General features: G+C 34.3%; 18 protein-coding genes. 10 read left to right on the top strand and 8 right to left on the bottom strand.

Features of this window, described 5'->3' with window-relative positions; genetic code table 11:
* Positions 1-72: 72 nt before the first annotated feature.
* From BUB89_RS14970 to BUB89_RS14960, 3 genes are all read right to left on the bottom strand, one after another.
* Positions 73-1,635, bottom strand: coding sequence for a RagB/SusD family nutrient uptake outer membrane protein (locus BUB89_RS14970; RefSeq protein ID WP_073246434.1), 1,563 nt, complete (start codon positions 1,633-1,635; stop codon positions 73-75).
* Between the two features lie 27 nt (positions 1,636-1,662).
* Complete coding sequence (locus BUB89_RS14965) at positions 1,663-4,962, bottom strand: SusC/RagA family TonB-linked outer membrane protein (RefSeq protein WP_073246432.1); 3,300 nt, start codon at positions 4,960-4,962, stop codon at positions 1,663-1,665.
* Between the two features lie 151 nt (positions 4,963-5,113).
* Entirely contained in the window at positions 5,114-6,277 is a 1,164-nt protein-coding gene (locus BUB89_RS14960) for a FecR family protein (RefSeq protein ID WP_073246430.1), read from the bottom strand.
* A 109-nt stretch (positions 6,278-6,386) separates the two neighbouring features.
* On the opposite strand from BUB89_RS14960, the gene BUB89_RS14955 reads away from it, so the two are divergent.
* Both BUB89_RS14955 and BUB89_RS14950 read left to right on the top strand, forming a co-directional pair.
* Positions 6,387-6,962 carry an RNA polymerase sigma factor gene (locus tag BUB89_RS14955; protein ID WP_073246428.1) on the top strand — a complete coding sequence of 192 codons (576 nt, stop codon included), beginning with the start codon at positions 6,387-6,389 and terminating at the stop codon, positions 6,960-6,962.
* A 148-nt stretch (positions 6,963-7,110) separates the two neighbouring features.
* Entirely contained in the window at positions 7,111-7,800 is a 690-nt protein-coding gene (locus BUB89_RS14950; protein WP_073246426.1) for an NUDIX hydrolase, read from the top strand.
* 87 nt (positions 7,801-7,887) lie between these two features.
* On the opposite strand, the gene BUB89_RS14945 is transcribed toward BUB89_RS14950, so the two are convergent.
* Both BUB89_RS14945 and BUB89_RS14940 read right to left on the bottom strand, forming a co-directional pair.
* Positions 7,888-9,468 (bottom strand): NADP-dependent glyceraldehyde-3-phosphate dehydrogenase, encoded by a 1,581-nt coding sequence (locus tag BUB89_RS14945; protein WP_073246424.1) that lies wholly within the window; start codon positions 9,466-9,468, stop codon positions 7,888-7,890.
* Positions 9,469-9,512: 44 nt separating this feature from the next.
* Complete coding sequence (locus BUB89_RS14940; RefSeq protein ID WP_073246422.1) at positions 9,513-9,824, bottom strand: rhodanese-like domain-containing protein; 312 nt, start codon at positions 9,822-9,824, stop codon at positions 9,513-9,515.
* 325 nt (positions 9,825-10,149) lie between these two features.
* Here BUB89_RS14940 and BUB89_RS14935 point away from each other — a divergent pair, with 325 nt between their 5' ends.
* Together BUB89_RS14935 and BUB89_RS14930 are read left to right on the top strand one after the other, a co-directional pair.
* Positions 10,150-10,785, top strand: a complete 636-nt coding sequence (locus BUB89_RS14935) for a Crp/Fnr family transcriptional regulator (RefSeq protein WP_073246420.1) — start codon at positions 10,150-10,152, stop codon at positions 10,783-10,785.
* Positions 10,786-10,855: 70 nt separating this feature from the next.
* Positions 10,856-11,641 (top strand): sulfite exporter TauE/SafE family protein, encoded by a 786-nt coding sequence (locus BUB89_RS14930; protein ID WP_073246418.1) that lies wholly within the window; start codon positions 10,856-10,858, stop codon positions 11,639-11,641.
* 289 nt (positions 11,642-11,930) lie between these two features.
* Here BUB89_RS14930 and BUB89_RS14920 read toward each other — a convergent pair whose 3' ends face one another.
* Genes BUB89_RS14920 through BUB89_RS14910 form a run of 3 tightly spaced genes read right to left on the bottom strand, consistent with a single transcriptional unit; the run spans position 11,931 to position 14,546 of the window.
* Positions 11,931-12,119 carry a hypothetical protein gene (locus BUB89_RS14920; RefSeq protein WP_073246416.1) on the bottom strand — a complete coding sequence of 63 codons (189 nt, stop codon included), beginning with the start codon at positions 12,117-12,119 and terminating at the stop codon, positions 11,931-11,933.
* 15 nt (positions 12,120-12,134) lie between these two features.
* Positions 12,135-13,211, bottom strand: a complete 1,077-nt coding sequence (gene cydB, locus BUB89_RS14915; RefSeq protein ID WP_073246414.1) for a cytochrome d ubiquinol oxidase subunit II — start codon at positions 13,209-13,211, stop codon at positions 12,135-12,137.
* Positions 13,212-13,214: 3 nt separating this feature from the next.
* Entirely contained in the window at positions 13,215-14,546 is a 1,332-nt protein-coding gene (locus tag BUB89_RS14910) for a cytochrome ubiquinol oxidase subunit I (RefSeq protein ID WP_073246412.1), read from the bottom strand.
* 367 nt (positions 14,547-14,913) lie between these two features.
* On the opposite strand from BUB89_RS14910, the gene BUB89_RS14905 reads away from it, so the two are divergent.
* The 6 genes from BUB89_RS14905 (at position 14,914) to BUB89_RS14880 (ending at position 20,938) form a co-directional block, all read left to right on the top strand.
* The gene (locus BUB89_RS14905; protein WP_073246411.1) at positions 14,914-16,332 is read left to right on the top strand and encodes an MBL fold metallo-hydrolase; all 1,419 of its coding nucleotides are present in this window, start codon (positions 14,914-14,916) and stop codon (positions 16,330-16,332) included.
* Between the two features lie 79 nt (positions 16,333-16,411).
* Positions 16,412-16,624: a YgaP family membrane protein gene (locus BUB89_RS14900; protein ID WP_073246409.1), complete on the top strand. Its 213-nt coding sequence runs from the start codon at positions 16,412-16,414 to the stop codon at positions 16,622-16,624.
* A gap of 105 nt (positions 16,625-16,729) precedes the next feature.
* Complete coding sequence (locus BUB89_RS14895; protein WP_073246406.1) at positions 16,730-17,305, top strand: Crp/Fnr family transcriptional regulator; 576 nt, start codon at positions 16,730-16,732, stop codon at positions 17,303-17,305.
* 67 nt (positions 17,306-17,372) lie between these two features.
* The gene (locus BUB89_RS14890; RefSeq protein ID WP_073246404.1) at positions 17,373-17,807 is read left to right on the top strand and encodes a carboxymuconolactone decarboxylase family protein; all 435 of its coding nucleotides are present in this window, start codon (positions 17,373-17,375) and stop codon (positions 17,805-17,807) included.
* 184 nt (positions 17,808-17,991) lie between these two features.
* Positions 17,992-19,362, top strand: coding sequence for a glycoside hydrolase family 28 protein (locus tag BUB89_RS14885; protein WP_073246402.1), 1,371 nt, complete (start codon positions 17,992-17,994; stop codon positions 19,360-19,362).
* 166 nt (positions 19,363-19,528) lie between these two features.
* Positions 19,529-20,938, top strand: a complete 1,410-nt coding sequence (locus tag BUB89_RS14880; protein WP_073246400.1) for a family 43 glycosylhydrolase — start codon at positions 19,529-19,531, stop codon at positions 20,936-20,938.
* Positions 20,939-20,984 lie beyond the last annotated feature (46 nt).

Below are 20,984 nucleotides of genomic sequence, written 5' to 3'. Positions count from 1 at the left end.
GTAAACCCTTTAAAATTTACCACATGATTATTTAGAATTTTATTTTTTAATAGAAAACGGATTCATTAAACATTAATAACTATCGTTTGGAATCGTTCCCGGATTATTATCCCTTTCTAATTGAGGTATTGGGAAAAATTCTCTGCCGGGTGCATACGAATTAAATTCAGCATCTCTGGATTTCAACCAGGCTAATTTTGCCGGATCCTGTAACCATCCCCAACGACGAATATCATCAAAACGGTGTCCTTCAAGCGGGAATTCTAAGAATCTTTCGTGCCCTATTTGCTCACGCATTTGCTCCTTTGTCATGTTTGGTTTCACAACACTTAAAATTGGTAAATTAACACGGTCTCTCACCATTTGGATATAGGTATAAGCATCTGGGGTATTGCCTGTTTCATTCAAAGTTTCGGCATACATTAACAGAATGTCTGCATAACGCAATAAACGTTCATTGATTCCGGATCTCCAGTCAAATTCGTCTGCTCTTTGACCATCAGAGTTTTGATATTTTCTACAAAACAAATCGTTTAAATCTCCCGTATTTGAAGCATATCTAGTGGCAAAATCTTGCCCGTATAATTGCATACCGCCTGGTTTATTATAAAACATGGTAGCATCTAAACGAGGATCTGTTGTATTTGCAATTGTTTTTTCCAGCTGATAGTCATTATATAAAGCCCATGTAGGCTGAACATCGGTAAATCCAAAACCTCTTGGTCCATAAGTAATAGCTCTGGCTGAAGTTTTCCCCCATCCGGAAGCGGGAGCACCTCCCCAACCTAAGTCCACTCCTCCGGCTTCTCTGCTAAATTGCACTTCAAATAAAGATTCGGAATTGTTTTCATTGGTTTCCGTAAAATTATCACGGTAATTAGATACCAATGCGTAAACCCCTAAATCAATAACAGCCTTAAAAGCGTCTCTTGCATTTGTAAAATCTTTAGTAAACAAATAGGCTTTTCCTAAATATCCTAAAGCAGCCCCTTTAGTGGCACGTCCTTTTTCTCCAGCATCTAAACCTGAAACATCAGTATATGATATTGGTAACAATTCGGCTGCCATTTTAAAGTCAGCAATAACCTGAGCCCAACCTTCGGCTTCTGTTTTTTGCGGATAAATGGCAGCTATCTCTGTTGGAACAGGTACATTCTTAAACATGTTAACGGCATGAAACAAATACAATCCTCTTAAAAAATAGGCCTGTCCTAAAATTCTGTTTTTAAGTGCTGCATCGGCAAAATCAATAGCGGGTACATTGGTCAAAACCTGATTTGCTCTGAAAATCCCCTGATAGTAAGTCTCATAAGCCCAGCCGTAAATGGCGGCGTCACTAACATTAGAATTGAATCTTCCCACATTAGCCATAGCCGGCCAAGGGCTATTACTACGGGTATCATCTCCTTTTAAGTCTAATAACAAAGGAGTACTACGCATGTAAGTTCCATCAGTAAGTAAACTTCCGTAGACTGCATTGACACCTTGTAAAGCATCTGAATCAGTTTTCCAAAAAGAGTCTACAGCATTATTATTAGGGTCAACCTGAATTAAATCTTCATCGTTAACACAACTTGTTGTTATTATTGCCAGTGAAAAGAAACCAGCTAAATAATTATATATTTTATATTTCATTTTGATTCGTTTTAAATTGATTCCTGATTAAAAATTCACTTCAATACCTAAAGAGATGGTTCTTGGATTAGGGAAAGAACCTCCGTCATATCCTCTTGAGAACAATCCATCACTAATAAAGTCAGGATCATAACCTCTGTATTTAGATATAATCCATAAGTTTTGACCATTAGCATATATTCTTGCGTTTTGAATAAAACTGGTTTTATTAACCGGAATATTATAACTGATTTCGGCTGTTTGTAATTTAATGTAGTTGCCACTTTCTATAAAACGATTCGAATCACGGGTGTTTCCGTTAGCATCCTGGATTGATGGTCTTGGAATATTAGTATCAATATTTGTTGGAGTCCAATAATCTAACATATCCGTATGATGGTTGCCATATTTACCAACCATTAAGTCACGGTACAAACCATTAAATACTTTGTTTCCACCGCTTCCTTGCCAAAACATAGTAGCATTCCAGTTTTTATAAGAAGCACTTAGATTGATACCATAATTGTATTTAGGTATCGTAACTCCCTGAAATACTCTGTCTCTATCAGTTATAACTCCATCAGCTTCGTCAAAAACGCCATCACCATCAGTATCTACTGTTAATTGATCTTTGAATTTGATATCTCCTACCTGAACATTTGTTTGTGAAGGTGCTGCATTGATTTCTTCCTGAGATTGGAAAATACCATCTGTTTCGTATGCATAAATTTCGCCTATAGATCTTCCTACTTCTGTCATGGCAGCAAGACCCGGTATAGGATTTCCACTTTCAGAAAAACCAATTTGAGTTACTTTATTTTTTAAAGTACCAATATTAGCTGCAATGCTGTACTTGAATTCGTTTTTATTGTTATTATAAACCATTGAGAATTCCAGTCCTGAGTTTTCTACTGCTCCGGCATTTGTTGTAACATCTGATGGAAAAGCTCCGGAAGAAAATGGTAATGGTACTCTAATCAATAAATCATTTGATTTTTTAAGAAAATACTCTGCTGTAAACTGCAAATCATTGTCAAACATTCCTAATTCAAGAGCTACATTGGTTGTTTTAGTTTCTTCCCAATGTACATTTGGATCTAAAGCGTTTACTACTGTTGCACCAGGAGCTAATTCGTTATTAAAAGTATAGCTGGCAAAACTGTTCATCGTAGTCGCAAAGAAATATTGCGGAATGGTGTTGTTTCCAATAATTCCGTATCCTCCTCTTAACTTCACATTGCTAATCCATTCCGGTAAATGAATGAATTTTTCATTACTCAATTTCCAGGCTCCTGAAAAAGAGTAGAAATTAGCCGAATTGAATTTTTTACTGAACAAAGAAGTTTTGTCCTGTCTAAAGTTTGCCGTAAGTAAATAACGATCGTCGTAACCATAATTCAATCTGCTGATATACGATTTTCCGGTAATGGTATATTCGTATTCATTAGTATTCGTATTCTCTGCAAATTGTAATTTTTTAATATCGGTAGCATCATATCCTACACCTGATGAAAAATGGTTGTAATGATTATTTCTTTCGTCGATAGAACCCACTAAAGCATCAATATTGTGTTTTCCTAAACTTACATTATAAGTAAGAATGCTATTTACAAAAGTTTTGATTTGATTTCCGGTAGCAATGTTAAGAGTTGCTCTGTCACTTGGAACTCTATAATACCATCCCAATTCAAATTCAGGAGTATATCGTTTGTCAAACCAGTGTACTTTATCATAGCTTACATCTAATTTGTATTTTAATCCTTTAACTATTTCCAATTCTCCCCAGATATCACCAATAAAATGGTTTCTTTTTCCTGTATTAGAAATTAAATTATTATACCCAATAACATTCAGCGAAATTGCTTTTTGAGTATCGCTGTATGTTCCTCCATATCCACCTAGCCAATTATCATCATAAACCGGCATTGTAGGAATAGCAGTCACTAATGCCTGAATAGCCGATTCTCCCACCCAGCTATTAAAAGATTCTTTGTCTGATTCGGTATAGGCAATTTTTGAACCGTATTTGAATTTTCCTTTTTTTCCATGCAAATTCAAATTCATAGAATATCTTTCGTAATCCTGTGGTGTCTCTAAATAAGAAGTGTTTTTGAAATAATCAACATTCAAATTGTACCCAAGAGATTCTGCTCCACCATTAAATGTAAGGGAATGATTTTGAACCGTACCCGTTCCATAAGCTTCTTTTTGCCAATTGGTATTTACATTATTGATGTAAAAAGGACTTGTAGGATCATTTCCCGGAGCCACAGGCAAATTATCATTTTGCTCAGCTGCAGTGGTAATGGTTTGATAACCTACTCTATCAGTTACTGACCAGTTTTTTGCTACATTCTGTACTCCGTAAAGTGATTTGTACTTAATTTCCATTGCACCTACTTTTCCTTTTTTAGTAGTAATAATTACCACTCCATTGGCTCCACGCACTCCATAAATAGCTGCTGATGATGCATCTTTCAATACCTGCATCGATTCAATATCTCCTGGTGCAAAATCAAATGGCGAATCTACAATCACTCCATCAATAACAAATAATGGGTTGTTATTACTAAAGGAATTTACCCCTCTAATTTTAATATTTACAAATCCTCCCGGTTCTCCTGATGATTGTACACTAACACCAGGTGCCTGACCTTGCAGCATTTTAGCAACATCATACGTCACTGCTTTTTTAGCACTTTCGACATTTACAACAGAAACAGATCCGGTTAAGTCTGATTTTTTTTGTGTTCCGTAACCTATTACAACTACTTCGTCTAACTTAGCGTAATCCTCTAAAAGTGTAACGGCAATATTAGTTTGATTGCCTACTTTAACTTCCTGACTGATAAAACCAATGTATGAAACGATAAGAGCTGTATTGGATCCGGCTACATCTATGGAAAATTTCCCTTCAAAATCAGTCTGAACACCATTTGAAGTACCTTTAACAACAACATTTACTCCCGGAATAGGCGCTCCATTAGAATCCTTTATAATCCCCGAAACCTTTATTTGCTGTTGTGCCTTAGCTTCTGGCTTAACTTTAGTTATTACAATTTTATTTTTTCCAATAAGTTCAAAATTAAAACCTTCATCGGCAAGGTTTTCATTTAGCAACTTATTAGCATTTATGGTTCCTTTTTTAAGTTTTATTTTTGGAACATTCTTAAACATATCTTCCTGATAAATAAATGTAAAATCAGTTTGCTCCCTTAAAAGGTCAAAAACCTCATCAATGGTTACAAGCTTATTTTTATCAACAACAATGTTTACATTCTGCGTAAAAACTTTACTTGAAGAAAAACTAAAAGCGGTCGTACAAAAAAACAATATAAAAGCTTTCATACTGGTTAGTAAAAATTTTCTCCTTAAAAAGAAAAAATGGTTAGTAAATTCAATTTTCATATATTTGTGTTTATTGGTTACATGTTAATTAATAATCTCATTAGGGGATAAAGTATCGTACTGTCCAGGTATTACTTTGTTCCCTTTTTTTTTATTTTATTATAATTTTCTGGTCTTTTATCTCATAGTCATTTATAAAGTTAGTTTTCTTAATTATAGTTAGGATTTCTTTTATATTATCATTTTTACTAAGTACCCCATTGAATTTAACTTTTTCAAGTTCAGCGTTTTGAAACACCACCTGAACGTCATACCAGCGGGACATAACCGTCATAATTTCTTTTAAATTTTTACTCTTAAAACTAAAAATTCCTTTTGTCCATAACACTTCATTGTAAGCATCAATGGGATTAATGGTCATAGCTCCGTTTTTAAGATTAATAATGGTTTGTTGATTAGGAACCATGTATTTTTTCGAATTAAAACCACTTACGGCTACTTTTCCTTCTACTAATGTGGTGTAAATTTTATCTTCATCTTTATAAGCTTTTATATTAAACTCCGTTCCTAAAACCTCTACTTCCTGATTTTTGTTTAAAACTTTAAACTTTGCTCCTTTATGTTCTGAACTTGGAGACACATCAAAAAAGGCTTCTCCGTAAATTAATTCTACTTCACGCACACTTCCTTCTGCAAAAGCGACCGGGAATTTTAGTTTAGACTCAGAATTCAACCATACTTTAGTTCCGTCAGCTAATTTTATCTGAAACTGCCCTCCTCTTGGTATTGTTAAATAATTATATACTAATTCTGATTTTCCCTGATTCTTATTATAAACTAATTCTTTTCCATTACTAACTACATTGTCTTTCTTATAAACTTTGTCTTTTTCTAATGTTACAACTGATCCGTCTTCAAGTGTCAATATCGCTTTGTCAGTTCCTTTATTAATAGTGTTGTTTACTATTACAGGAACTACTGCAGGCTGCTGGAAAAAACTTGTTCTGTAAAAATAACCCATGGTTAGAATTCCTAAAACAACTGCTGCAGCTGAATAATAAATAACTTTACGTAACTTTTTAAGCTTCCTCTCTTTCTTTTCTCTGGCAAAAGCCTCTGAGAGCTTACTTATTATTTTATGAGAATCAAATTCTTTCATATTATATTCGATTGCATAATTAATTTTAACAAACTCATCAAATAATGCTTTGTTTTCTGAATCCTGAATCCATAGTTCTAATGCAGTCAACTCAGATGCCGAAGCCTGATTTGTTAAAAACTTAACTATTATATTTTCAATTTTATTACTTATCATTTCGATACTGCTTTTTATTAATACGTGTTGAATTTACACTACCCTAACTTTTTTATGTTTTTTTTTATACATTGCGTAAAAATTAAGCAAATTATTTCCATTTCACACAATGCTAGAGCTTTATTCTGACAATACTCAACTTATTCATGCTTTAAAATCCGGAGATCCTAAAGCATATACTTTTTTGGTCAACACTTACCATCATAAATTATGTGTTTATGCTTATAGTTTTACTCATGATCATAGTTTATCTGAAGATATTGTTCAAAATGTTTTTATGCGTATCTGGAACAAGCGAAAAAATTTAAAAGAAGATTTTTCAATTACCAGTCTTTTGTACAAATCAGTTTATAATGAATTTATCGATCAGTATCGTAGTCAGAAAACGGTTTATCCATTGGAAAAAAAATATATTGATGCCCTGAATGATATTGTAGAAAATGAAGATGAACATTCACTGGAGCGGATTATCAAACTGGTAAAACGTGAAATTCAAAATCTTCCGCCTAAATGTAAAGAGATATTTTTACTAAGTAAGGAAGAAGGGCTCACTAATATAGAAATTGCAGAATATAAGAATCTCTCCATTAAATCCGTTGAAGCACATATAACCAAAGCGTATTCTATATTACGTGATTCTCTTGGAGAAAATACTAATATTTATTTGTTTCTGCTGTTTCGATAATTGCGGTCAAAATTGATTTGGATTTATCTTAAATCATAAATTTTCAGATAGCAGATTTGGTTAAAAAAGTTCATTAAGTATTCACCCAAGATTAATTATGATACTTTTTCGGAAGTGATTATATTTACTCCAAAAATAAATAACGAAGATGTTAAATAATTATAGCGCCGAAGACAAAGTCTTACTATCTGTCGATTGTATCATTTTTGGCTTTGATAATGAAGGTTTAAAAATACTATTAATCAAGAGAGATTTTGCTCCCGAAAAAGGAAAATGGTCTTTAATGGGAGGATTTTTAAAGAAAAGTGAGTCTTTAAATGATGCTGCTATAAGGGTTTTAAATCATTATACCGGATTGCAAAACATCTACATGGAGCAATTTTATGCTTATAGTGAAGTAGACAGAGATCCCGAAGAAAGAACCATTTCGGTAGCCTATTATGCACTAATTAACATAGAAAACCATAATACAGAACTCATTAGAAGCTATCATGCGGAATGGTTTAATATTTCCAAAATGCCAAAATTAATTTTTGATCATGATGAGATGGTGGCTCACGCAGTAAGGAGATTGCGATACCGAACCTCCACAAAACCAGTAGGATTTGAACTGCTGCCTGAAAAATTTACTATGCGTCAACTATTAGAATTATATGAAGCCATACTGGATAAAGAATTAGATAAAAGGAATTTTATCAGCAAAATAAATTCTTTGGATATTCTGGTAAAACTCAATGAAAAAGACATGTTGTCTTCCCGAAAAGGCTCTTATCTTTATATGTTTGACAAAGATAAATATGACGCTAAACTGCTCAATCACTTTGTATTAAACTTGTAATAGTTTTTCTTTTTTTCGAAAATAAAAATAAAAAAACCGCCTCAATTGAGACGGTTTTCCCGTTTTTAGTTTGTTTTTAGTATAGTACTACAAGATGTAATCGGTATTAATAAAGTTAGATTCTTTACTATTCAATAATTCCTGTAATATTTCGTTATTGTAATCATTATCCTTAGAAGCTACAAAAGTTCTGATAGAAAATGAACGTAAGGCATCAAAAACACTTAAAGTTCCTACTGCAGAATCTTTACGACCTGTAAACGGATACACATCCGGTCCACGCTGGCAAGAACTGTTCAGGTTTACTCTGCATACTAAGTTGACTAATGCATCGATAAGTGGTGCAATAGTTTTGATATTTTTACCAAATAAACTTACTTGCTGACCATAATTAGATTCCGCCATATCGTTCAATGGTTCCTGAATATCTTTGAAAGTCATAACTGGAACTACTGGTCCAAATTGCTCTTCATGATACACACGCATTTCTTTATTCACAGGGAATAAAACCGCCGGAAAAATATAATTTTCAGAGTGTTGTCCTCCTTTTTGGTTTATTATTTTAGCTCCTTTAGCAGTAGCATCATCAATCAATCCTTGAATATAAGCCGGTTTTTCAGTTTCCGGAAGCGGAGTCAATGAAACTGATTTTTCCCAAGGATTTCCAAAAATAAGTTCATCTACTTTTTGAGAAAATCTTTTATTGAATTCTTCAGCAATCGATTCGTGAACATACAACACTTTCAATGCCGTACAACGTTGTCCGTTAAATGACAAAGTTCCTGTAATACATTCAGAAATAGCCAAATCTAAATCGGCATCCGGTAAAATAATAGCAGGGTTTTTAGCTTCTAATCCTAAAACTAAACGCAGTCTGTTTTTGTTAGGATGCTGATCCTGTAATGCGATTGCCGATTTACTGTTTCCAATTAAAGCCAGAATATCTACTTTTCCGGATTTCATTATAGGAGAAGCAATTTCTCTACCTCTACCGTAAACGATATTGATAGCACCTTTTGGAAAACTACTTCTAAAAGCTTCTAATAATGGAGAAATTAATAATACTCCATTTTTAGCCGGTTTAAAAATCACCGGATTTCCCATAATCAAAGCTGGAATCAATAATGAAAATGTCTCATTCAAAGGATAATTGTAAGGTCCTAAACATAAAACAACTCCAATAGGTCCTCTTCTAACCATAGCATTAATCCCCTGACTTTTAGTAAAACGGGCATTACTTCTGTCTAATTGCTTATAATGTTCTATGGTGTCATAAATATAATCAACGGTTCTGTCAAATTCTTTTTCAGAATCCCCTAAGGTTTTCCCAATTTCCCACATCAATAATTTCACAACTTCAGTACGGGTAGTTTTCATTTGAGAAACAAAATTCTCCATACATTTGATTCTGTCCACCACTTTCATGGTAGGCCATAAACCTTGCCCGTTATTGTATGCTAAACTAGCTGAATTAACAACTTCTGCCGCTTCTGCTTCTCCCATAAACGGAATAGTCCCTAATAAAGTAGGAGCATATTCTTCAGTAGAAGAAATTGTAGAATAAACCTCAGTGGTTTTTCCTGTCCATTTTTTCAACTCGCCATCAACTAAATAAGTATCCTGGTGTAATAATGTTTTTATCTTAAACTCTTCCGGTATTGAATTCATCTAATTATAATATTTTAGTTAGTGTTAAAAAATGTATTTAGTGATTAGGGAGCAACTACTTCTCCATCCCAGTCTAACATACCTCCCAGTAAGTTATAGGCATTATCAAATCCTAATTCATTCATAATTTCGCATGCCTTTGCACTTCTGGCTCCAGAGCGGCAATAGACATAGTAATTTTTACTTTTATCTAATTCTTCTAATTCAGAAATAAAACCCTGACCTTTATGAATATCAATGTTTATAGCATTAGGAATAATCCCTTCGTCACATTCGTCTTCCGTTCTTACGTCTAAAATTACTGCATTCTCATCTGCTTCGAGCTGAGCAATCCAATCTTCTTGTGTTAAATTCATAATCAATATTGTGTTTTTTGTAAAATTACGATGTTTTTGTAAAAAACGGGTACTCTAAATTTGTTTTAGCAAATATTTTAAAGAAAACGTTTTAGTGAAATTACAATAATCACCAAAACTTCCAATCCCTTAATATTTTGTTAAAGATTAGTTGTTTTTAGTCAGGATTAATGCAATATCTGTAATTCAGCATTTCTTATTCTGTCAAATTATTACTATTAGATTAGTTATTTCTATCATAAATTTTTAATTACTTTTACTAAAGTCTTATATTTTTACCCAAAATACCATCATATTAATAAGTTTCCTTTTTAACACAGCAGCCATGTCAGAAGCAGAAATCACACTAAAAAAAGTCTTTCCTAATTTCTCTAATGAACTGATTCAGGAAATAGAATCCAATTCTAATTTTCAGTCCTTTAAAGCCGGTGATGTGATTATGCGAACCGGACAATACATCAAAAGCACGATTTTAATCCTCAAAGGACAAATAAAAATTTATCGGGAAGGCGAAGATGGCGAAGAGTTTCTAATGTATTATCTGCAACCGGGACAAGCCTGTGCTATTTCGTTAATTTGTGCAGCAAAAAACCAAACGAGCCAAATTACCGCTAAAGTAGTAGAAGATGTGGAGGCCGTAACCATTCCGCTGGCCTTGATGGATAAATGGATGATGAACCATCGTTCCTGGTACGAATTTGTAATTTATACCTATCGAACCCGATTTGAAGAAGTACTGGAAGTTATCGATAATATTGCTTTTAGAGCCATGGATGAACGACTGGAATTCTATTTAAAACGTCATGCTAAAGCATGTGGCTGTAAAGAAATCAATTTATCACATCAGGAAATAGCTCTCGAATTAAATACTTCCAGAGAAGTGGTTTCAAGACTCTTAAAAAAAATGGAGCAGCGTGGATTAGTGAATTTACACCGAAACCAAATTGAGTTATTGATGTAAAACAAGTCCATGTGACAAATGTTACTGTGACTAGCCTGAATAGTTCCAACCTTTGTAAAAAAATTACAACATGGAATATATCGGTTATTTTGCTTCAATAATTATTGGGCTTTCTTTAGGATTAATTGGTGGTGGCGGTTCGATTCTTACCATTCCTATTTTAGTGTATTTATTCAAAGTAGATCCGGAACTGGCTACCAGTTATTCGTTGTTTATTGTTGGCACAACGGCTTTATACGGCGGTTACAGCCATTACAAACTGGGTAATTTACAACTCAAAACTGCCTTGTATTTTGCTATCCCATCGGTGATTTCTATATTGATTATCAGAGAAGTTATTTTTCCAAAAATTGCCAACACTCTTTTTACCATTGCTTCTTATGCGGTTTCTAAGGATTTATTAATCATGATTGTCTTTGCTATCCTGATGATTTCTGCTTCGATATCGATGATAAAAAAGAATAAAACGGAAATTAAAAACCATAGAACCAATTATACCCAACTGGCATTTATTGGCTTTTTAGTCGGAATTGTAACTGGATTTCTGGGTGCCGGTGGCGGATTCTTGATTATTCCTGCCTTATTGTTTTTTGCCAATTTACCCATGAAGCAAGCCGTGGGAACTTCGTTATTGATTATTTTCATCAACTCGGCAATAGGTTTTGCTGGCGATTTGTACCTCAACACTCCTATTGATTATGGTTTTCTGTTATTGATTTCAGCAATGGCATTTGTGGGAATGTTTATTGGAATCCTGCTTTCTAAAAAAATAGACGGAAACAAACTGAAACCTGTTTTTGGGTGGTTTGTACTGGTAATGGGGATTTATATTATTGTGAAAGAAGTTTTATTGTGATGTTTTAACCACAAATCTTTTTTTACCACAAAGAACACTAAGGTTTCGCAAAGGTCACTAAGAAAAAGTTTTAACCGCAAATTTCGCAGATTAACGCAAATTATTTTTGCATTGTTATACTTATCTTAGTCGAGATACTCTTAAACTTATTTATCCTATATCTTTTTCTAAGTTGTCTGGATTTTGTCTTGTATCAAAAACAGTAATAATCTCGATTTCATTTTTAACTTTGATTATCCTGTAATAGAAAGTAGTTTGGTTTCAGTTAGTTCTGATAAAACACTTTGATTTAAGAAATCTTTTTCAAAAGCTCATTGAATTCAATTCTTTTGCCTTTATTTAATTCTTCAATCCCTTTTTCTATTTTCTTTTGCTGTGACAAGCTTAACTCATCCCAAAAATCAACTGCTTCCTTTTGAATACAATCTTCTTTTTTAGATTTTAACTCTAACAATAATTTCTTCTGTCTATCTGTCATAAAACTTAATACTTCCTAATGCTCCCCATATCCTACATCATCCATTTTTCCATTAAACACTTTGTATTGAATGATAAAATACCCAATTACCAAAGCCAATGCAATAGCAAACCAATACACACCAACAGATAGAGCATATTCACCATTGGCAACATTATAAATAGTCAAAGATGGATTCACTTTGTTGGTTGATGGCAAAACTTCGGGGAAGATGGAAGCAGTTGTCGAAGTAAATCCGCCTACGAGGAAAAGGCTCGAAAACAAAAATCCTGTTCCGTCTTTCTTAAATGTTCGCACTTTAAAAAGTCCTAACAAACCCACAAACGTAATTAACGGGAAGATAAAAAGTATCGGATTATTAATGAAGTTATGAAAAGGTTCTTTTTCGATAATATGCCAAACCGATAACGAAACAATTACCAGTGCTAACAAAATAAAATTCATTTTGAAAATGATTTGTTTCAATTGTGCATTCAATTCCGAGTTGGTTTTATAAATAATCCAGTTAGCACCATGAATCATCAAAGCCACCACACTTACCACACCCAGAAAAAGCGTAAACCAATCTATAATTCCTAGTTGGCTGTCAACAGGACTAAAAGTGGAGTTCCACAATGGCAGAAAGAAAAAATGAGGTTCCTGAGTAGAAATGCCATTCTCAACCATCCCCAGATTTACCCCCCGAACTACATTTCCCAAAGCCATCCCAAAAAACAAAGCCAATAACAAACTCGCTATTCCGAAGGCTTTATCCCAAACTACTTCCCACATGTGATTGTGAATTTGCCCCCGTAATTCTAATCCTACTGCTCTAAAAATAAGCAACCACAAAATCATCATCAAAGGCAAATAAAATCCACTAAAAGAGGAAGCATACAAAGTAGGAAACGCATAAAATAAAATGCCTCCTGCGGCAATGAGCCAAACTTCATTGGCATCCCAAAAAGGACCAATAGCATTCGTAATGGCTTTTTTATCTTTTTCAGTTTTGGCAAAAAACAAATGAATAATTCCCGCTCCAAAATCGTAGCCATCCAACACTAAATAAGTAGCTAAAATGCCAATTAATACAACATACCAAAAGAATTCCATAGTTTATTTTTTTACTGGTTCCGGACCGTGATAAATAATTTTTCCAACTAAAATAGCAAACAACATTCCTAACAAAGCATACAATCCTACAAATCCCAACAGGGTAAATAAGGTATTTCCGGAGGAAACTGTAGGCGAAGCACCATCTGCAGTCCGTAGTAAATCGTACACTAACCATGGTTGACGACCTAATTCTGCCGTGTACCAGCCCGTTATGTTAGCGATATAAGGAAACGGCATCAGGAATAAAAAGGCCCATAAAAGCCATTTGGTCTGAAACAATTGTTTTCTGATGAGTTGGAAAGTCGCTAATACCATCACTCCTATAAAAAGCGTTCCTAGACCCACCATGATATGATAAGAATAATACAATCCGGAAATATTAGTGGGATGTGTGTCTTCCGGAAACTGATCTAAACCTTTCACCTCAGTATCCCAATTACCATAGGTCAAAAAGCTCAATACATTAGGCACGGCAATTTTATTATCCAGTTTTTTGTCTTTTACATCCGGTTGACCAATGAGTACAATTTCAGCTCCTTTTTCCTCGGTATGAAAAATTCCTTCCATGGCTGCAAAAGTTACCGGCTGGTATTTTACAACGTTTTTAGCCAATAAATCGCCTGTAGGCATGGCCACAATAATACTGGAAATCAATCCAAAAACAACGCCTGTTTTCAGAAACAATTTTCCGTAAGAAACATTTTTATTTAACAAAATATAAAAAGCACCAATTCCTGCTACTACAAAAGCACTGGTTACCATAGAAGCCGCCTGATTGTGCAAATAAGAAGGCCACAACCACACATTAGTAAACAAAGCCGAGAAATTAGTCAATACAAATTTTCCGTTTTCCAATACTTCATAACCCACCGGATGCTGCATCCAGGAATGGGTAGCGATAATCAAATATCCGCTGGCCCAGGAACCCAGACAAATCAGTAATCCGGTTACAAAATGCCATCGGTGTCCAAGAATTTTTTCACCAAATAAAAACATCCCTAAAAAAGAGGATTCTAAAAAGAAAGAAAACATCCCTTCCATAGCCAGCGTTTGCCCAATAATGCCACCTGTTAATTCTGAAAACTTAGCCCAATTGGTACCAAACTGAAATTCCATTGGGATTCCTGTCACCACTCCCATGGCAAAATTGAGTGCAAAAATCCGCATCCAAAAATGAGTCGCTTTGTTGTAATGAGGATCGTTTGTCTTTAAGAATTTCCATTTAAAATAAACAATGATTAACGAAAGTCCCATTGTTAATTGCGGAAATAAGTAGTGAAAAGTAATCGTAAATGCGAATTGCATGCGATCATAAAAGAGCATTTCTTCCATTGGAGAGGCGTTTTTTTGATAGTGCAAATTTAACTCAAATGCCTTTAAAACACTACTTAAAACAACACTTAAATTTATGTTTTTTCTACATTTTTTAATAATTTAAATATGGCTGTCCGCTAAGCGAACCAAATAAAAAACAGGTCACAGATAATACTGATTGAACAGATAAAAACGGATTTTTTTAGTTTTTTGTAAATTACAATCTGCGAAAATCCGTTAAAATCAGTTTCATCTGTGTGCTATACTCAATAACCGATATAACGGATAGTCATAATTTAAAAAATGAAAATCTTTCTGTAACTTTAGTCACTATATCCCGCTCAAACATATTTTATCTTTGTTATATAATTTAAAAACAGTAATTATGAAAATTGAACAAATATATACCGGATGTCTTGCTCAGGGAGCTTATTATATAACTGCTAATGGCGAAGCAGCAATTATTGACCCATTGCGCGAAGTACAACCTTACCTTGATCGTCTGGAACGCGATAAAGTGAAACTAAAATATATTTTTGAAACCCATTTTCATGCCGATTTTGTTTCCGGACATGTGGATTTAAGCAAAGAAACTTCTGCCGATATTGTGTATGGTCCAACGGCTAAACCGGAATTTGATGCCATTATAGCTACCGATGGTCAGGAGTTTACGCTTGGAAATATAAAAATAAAAGCGCTTCATACTCCGGGACATACCATGGAAAGCACCACTTATTTACTACTGGATGAAAACGGCAAAGAACATGCTATATTTTCCGGAGATACGCTGTTCATTGGCGATGTAGGAAGACCTGATCTCGCTCAAAAAGCGGCTCACATGACTCAGGAACAATTGGCAGCAACCCTATTCCATTCGTTAAGAGATAAAATTATGACTTTGCCCGATGATGTAATTGTTTATCCTGCTCACGGTGCCGGCAGTGCCTGTGGAAAAAACATGAGTAAAGAAACCATTTCGACAATTGGCAACCAAAAAGCAACTAATTATGCCTTAAGAGCTAACATGACCGAAGCCGAATTCATCAAAGAAGTTACAGATGGTTTATTGCCTCCGCCTGCTTATTTTGGGATGAATGTAGCCATGAACAAGCAAGGTTCCGAAAGTTTTGAAAGTGTTTTAAATCATGGTATGAAAGCGATCAAAGCAATTGATTTTGAAGATGTTGCCGAAGATTCGGGAGCTTTAATCTTAGATACCCGCAAAAATTCGGAGTTCGCCAAAGGTTTTATTCCGCAATCCATAAATATTGGGATTGAAGGCGATTTTGCCCCTTGGGTTGGTGCTTTGATTGCTGATGTCAAACAACCGATCCTTTTAGTTACTGAAACCGATCAGGAAGAAGAATCGGTAACGCGTTTAAGCCGTGTGGGCTTTGACAATATTCTGGGACATTTAGACGGCGGTTTTGAAGCCTGGAAAAAGGCTGGAAAAGAAATCGATACCATTAATCGAATTTCTGCTGAAACATTTACCAACGAAGTAAAAATTGGCGAAAGCAAAATAATCGATGTTCGAAAAGAAACAGAGTATGCAGCCGAACATGTGGAAGAGGCTTTTTCTAAACCGCTGGCGTATATAAATGATTGGATAAAGGACATCAACCCTAAAGAAAAATTCTATTTGCATTGTGCAGGCGGTTATCGCAGTATGATTGCAGCTTCCATTTTGCAAGCCAGAGGATTCAGGAATTTTGCCGAAATTGAAGGAGGTTTTAATGCTATTGCAAAAACAACGGTTCCAAAAACCAATTTTGTATGTCAAAGCAAAACATTAAATACGTAATTAGTTGATTAAAAGCGTATTAATTCGTAAATTTATAGGGATTAAGTAATTCGTTTATAACCCTAAAATTTTAGAAATCATGAAACACAATATGGGAAAAACAGACAAAACAATCCGTGTAATCATTGCTTTCACCCTGGCAACATTGTATTTTACAAATGCTGTTACCGGAAATTTAGGTATCTTTTTATTAGCTGTTGCGGTAGTATTATTAATTACTGTTGCTATCAATTTTTGCCCCATGTATACGCCTTGGGGAATTAGCACCAATAAAAAGAGACTCAGCCATTAAAATCACAAACAAGCTCGTAAATTATTAATTAACGGGCTTGTTTATTGTATCAGCTATTTTAATTTTGAAGAAATATTCATTTTTTTAAAACGTCACTCCCATCGCATGTCTGAAATACTTAAAAAGCATTTAGAGAAGTTTATCCAAATAAGTGAAGAAGAGTTTCTGGAAATAAGTACTTTTTTTAAAATGAAAACAGTTTCTAAAAAAGAAAACCTACTCTTAGAAGGCAGTATTTGCCGACAACATTTTTTTGTTTTGGAAGGTTGTTTGAGGAAATTTTTCATTAATGATAAAGGAGTCGAAAACACCACTGAATTTGCTATAGAAAACTGGTGGATTACGGATAACATTGCCTATGAACACGGCTTACCCACTTCCTTTTACATTCAGGCAGTTGAGAAATCAAAAATTCTGATTATAGACCGCGAAAATCAGGAAAAACTACTGGAGCAATTCCCTAAAATGGAGCGTTATTTTAGATTTATCTATCAGCGGGCTTATGCCGCTTCGCAAATGAGAATCAAATATTTATATGATTTTACAAAAGAAGAATTTTATGAACAGCTTTGCAAAAAACAACCTGAATTTGTGCAACGCATCCCACAATACCTCATCGCTTCTTTCCTGGGTTTCTCACCCGAATATTTAAGCGAAATCAGGAAAAAAAAGCGTTCTTAAACCAGTTTAAGTTTTTACTGTTTCTTATTGCTGAACTTTGCTCTGTTAATATATAAAACTATAAAAAATGAGAGTAAACATCAACGAAACAGAACCACAGGCTTTTAAAGCCATGTATGCCTTAGAAGGTTATTTAGCCACTGTTCAATTGTCTAAAATCCAAAAAGAACTTATTAAAATTCGTGCTTCACAAATTAACGGATGCGCTTTTTGTATAGACATGCACACTAAAGATGCATTAAAATATGGCGAAACCACACAACGTATTTTTTTATTAAATGCCTGGCACGAAACCCAATTATTTACTGAAGAAGAAAAAGCAATTTTAGCCATTACCGAAGAAATCACACTAATCGCTAACAAAGGATTATCGGATGAAACATACGCAAAAGCAGAACAATTTTTCGACAGAAACCAAATTGCTCAAATTATTATGGCGGTAGTTACCATCAATGCCTGGAACAGAATTGCAGTAAGTACACAATTAGAACCTGCTTCTTAAATTCGATTAAAAAAAACAAAAACAGCTTGCTTGAAGTAATTTAAGCGAGCTGTCTGCATTAAAATCAGGATAGTTTTTTTTAAAGGCATTTATATATTTGCTTATTCCATTAAAAAATGGAATAATAATAAAAATCAAAATGGATTATTTCCGTTTTATATAATTAACCAAAAATTGTTTTTTAATGAAAAAATTTATTCTCTGTGCGGCTTTAATTCTTTCACTTTCTATTCATGCTTTTCAAATTGATCCGCCAAAGGTGACTCAAAAAACAACAAAAGTTAAAGCTCCCTTTGGAACCACTAAGATTAAAACCCCTGATTTTAATAAATGTGCCACATTCTTAATTACTGATTTTGGTGCTATCAAAGGAGACAAAGACAAAACTACTCAGGCCATTGCAAAAGCCATTGACGAAGCTAACAAAGCGGGAGGCGGAATTGTTGTTGTTCCTGAAGGAGAATGGCTTACTGGGAAAATCCACTTTAAAAGCAATGTCAATTTACATTTAAACAAAGGTGCTTTACTTCTTTTCTCAGATAATCCAAATGATTATCTGCCAGCAGTACATTCTAGCTGGGAAGGCTTAGAATGCTACAATTATTCGCCATTAATCTATGCTTACGAGTGTAAAAACATTGCTATTACTGGCGAAGGTGGAATTAAAGCAAAAATGGATTTTTGGAAAAAATGGGCTGGCCGTCCCTCAGGTCACATGAACAGCTTAAAAAGACTTTACAATTTATCGGGTCAAAATGTTCCTGTTGAACAACGAATAATGGTAAATGACACCGCAAATCTTCGTCCGCAATTTATTCAGTTTAACAGAAGTGAAAATATAGTATTAGATGGAATTTCGATAACTAATAGTCCGTTTTGGACTGTTCACATGTATCTTTCTAAAGATATTATTGTTCGAAATCTAAACATCTATGCACATGGTCATAACAACGATGGTTTTGATCCTGAAATGAGTCAGAATATCTTAGTAGAAAACGTAACTTTCGATCAGGGTGACGATGCTATTGCAGCGAAATCCGGAAGAAATCCGGAAGGATGGCGCTCAAAAACACCAACAAAAAACTTAATTATTCGAAATTGCATCATTAAAAACGGACACCAATTATTAGCCGTGGGAAGTGAACTTTCTGGCGGAATAGAAAATGTTTTCATTGACAATTGCGAAGTTTTAGACGGAGCAAAAATGTTCAATTTGGTATTCATTAAAACCAATGAACGCATGGGCGGCTATGTAAAGAATATTTATGTTCAAAACATTAAAGGAAGCAAAATGGATTTTGGTGTACTTGGCATAGAAACCGATGTGTTATACCAATGGAAGAATTTAGTTCCAACAGTCGAACGCAGATTGACTCCTATTTCTAATGTATTTCTGGAAAATGTTACTGCTAAAAACGTGAAATTTATTTCCAGAATTAAAGGAGAAAAAGAATTACCTATAAAAAATATTTCTCTCAAAAACGTTACTGCCGAAACTATTCAGGGTGAAGAAAAACACATTAGTGAAAACGTAGTAAACTTTAAAGTTAAATAATCAAAAGGCATTCGCATTTAAAAATTTTCACCATAAATTACACAAATCTGCCAAAGGCAGATAGAAATTTGTGTCATTCGATTTTAATTTGATTAGAATTAGTGATAATTCGTGTAATTCGTGTCCAACTTTTTTAAAGTGAATAGCTTGATCAAACATCAATTTCATGCTTCAAAAAAACAATAAAAAAACCTTTTTAACCTTAGCTTTTTTTGCCATTTATTCCTTGGCTACAGCCCAAAAAGGAAAAATAGATGCTATTTATTCCGGAATTCCATGGTTTGATAATAACGGAAAAACAGTTAGTGCTCATGGAGCTAATATGGTAAAAGACAATGGAAAATATTATCTTTTTGGAGAATTTAAATCAGATATCAGCAACGCTTTTAATGGTTTTAGCTGTTATTCTTCGAAAGATTTATACAACTGGACATTTGAAAAAATGGTATTGCCTGTACAAAAATCAGGGGATTTGAGTTCCAATCGCATTGGCGAAAGACCTAAAGTAATGAAATGCCCAAAAACCGGGGAATACATCATGTACATGCACGTTGATGACCTTAAGTACAAAGATCAATATATAGGCTATGCTACCTCAAAAACCATCAATGGTGAATATGTTTTCCGGGGACCAATACTTTTTGACGACAAACCCATAAAAAAATGGGATATGGGCACTTATCAGGATACAGATGGCAGTGGTTATATTATTACGCATTCAGGAAACCTTTATAAACTGAGCGATGATTACAAAAGTGTGACAGAACAAATTGTAAAAGACATGACCCCGCACTGCGAAGCACCGGTAATTATTAAAAAAGACAATACTTATTTTTGGCTGGGTTCCGGTTTGACATCCTGGGAACGAAATGATAATTACTATTTTAGTGCTCCTTCGTTAAAAGGACCTTGGAAAGAACAGGGTATTTTTGCGCCAAAGGATTCCTTAACCTGGAACTCACAAGCAACATTTGTACTTCCCATAACAGGTTCAAAAGACACAACCTATCTATTCATGGGAGATCGTTGGGCTTTTCCCCGACAAAATTCGGCGGCAACTTATGTCTGGCAACCGCTTTTAATTTCAGGAACCACTATTTCACTTCCGAATTATAAGCAAAGCTGGCAAATTGATTTGGCTACAGGAAGCTGGACTTCGCACAAAATGAACTATACGGAAATTGAAAATACCGATACTAAAGCGATTCAATATTCCGGAATTTGGTCGAATGATAATTCGTCAATAATAAGTCAATCTGATGCTAAAGGAGCTTCTTTTTCTGTTGATTTTAAGGGAAGCCAAGTTGGTTTTTATGGGACTTCAAAAGTGGATGGCGGTTATGCAACCATTATTATCAAAAACAAAAAAGGAAAAACAGTCCTATCATCAACGATTGATATGTATTGCAAATACACTGAAAACTCCTTAAAATTCTTAAGTCCGGTTTTACCAAAAGCAAACTATACTCTTACGGTTACTGTAGTGGGAGAACACGGAAACTGGTACAAAAAAGACGGAACCGGATTTGGAAGTACCGGAAATTTTGTTGCTTTAGATAAAGTAATCTTCAAATAACTAATTAAAACAAAAAATCGGAACAGCATTCAATACTATTCCGATT

The organism is Flavobacterium flevense (genome assembly GCF_900142775.1).
GTDB classification, from domain to species: Bacteria; Bacteroidota; Bacteroidia; order Flavobacteriales; family Flavobacteriaceae; genus Flavobacterium; species Flavobacterium flevense.
This window is presented reverse-complemented; position numbering and strand designations above follow the sequence as displayed.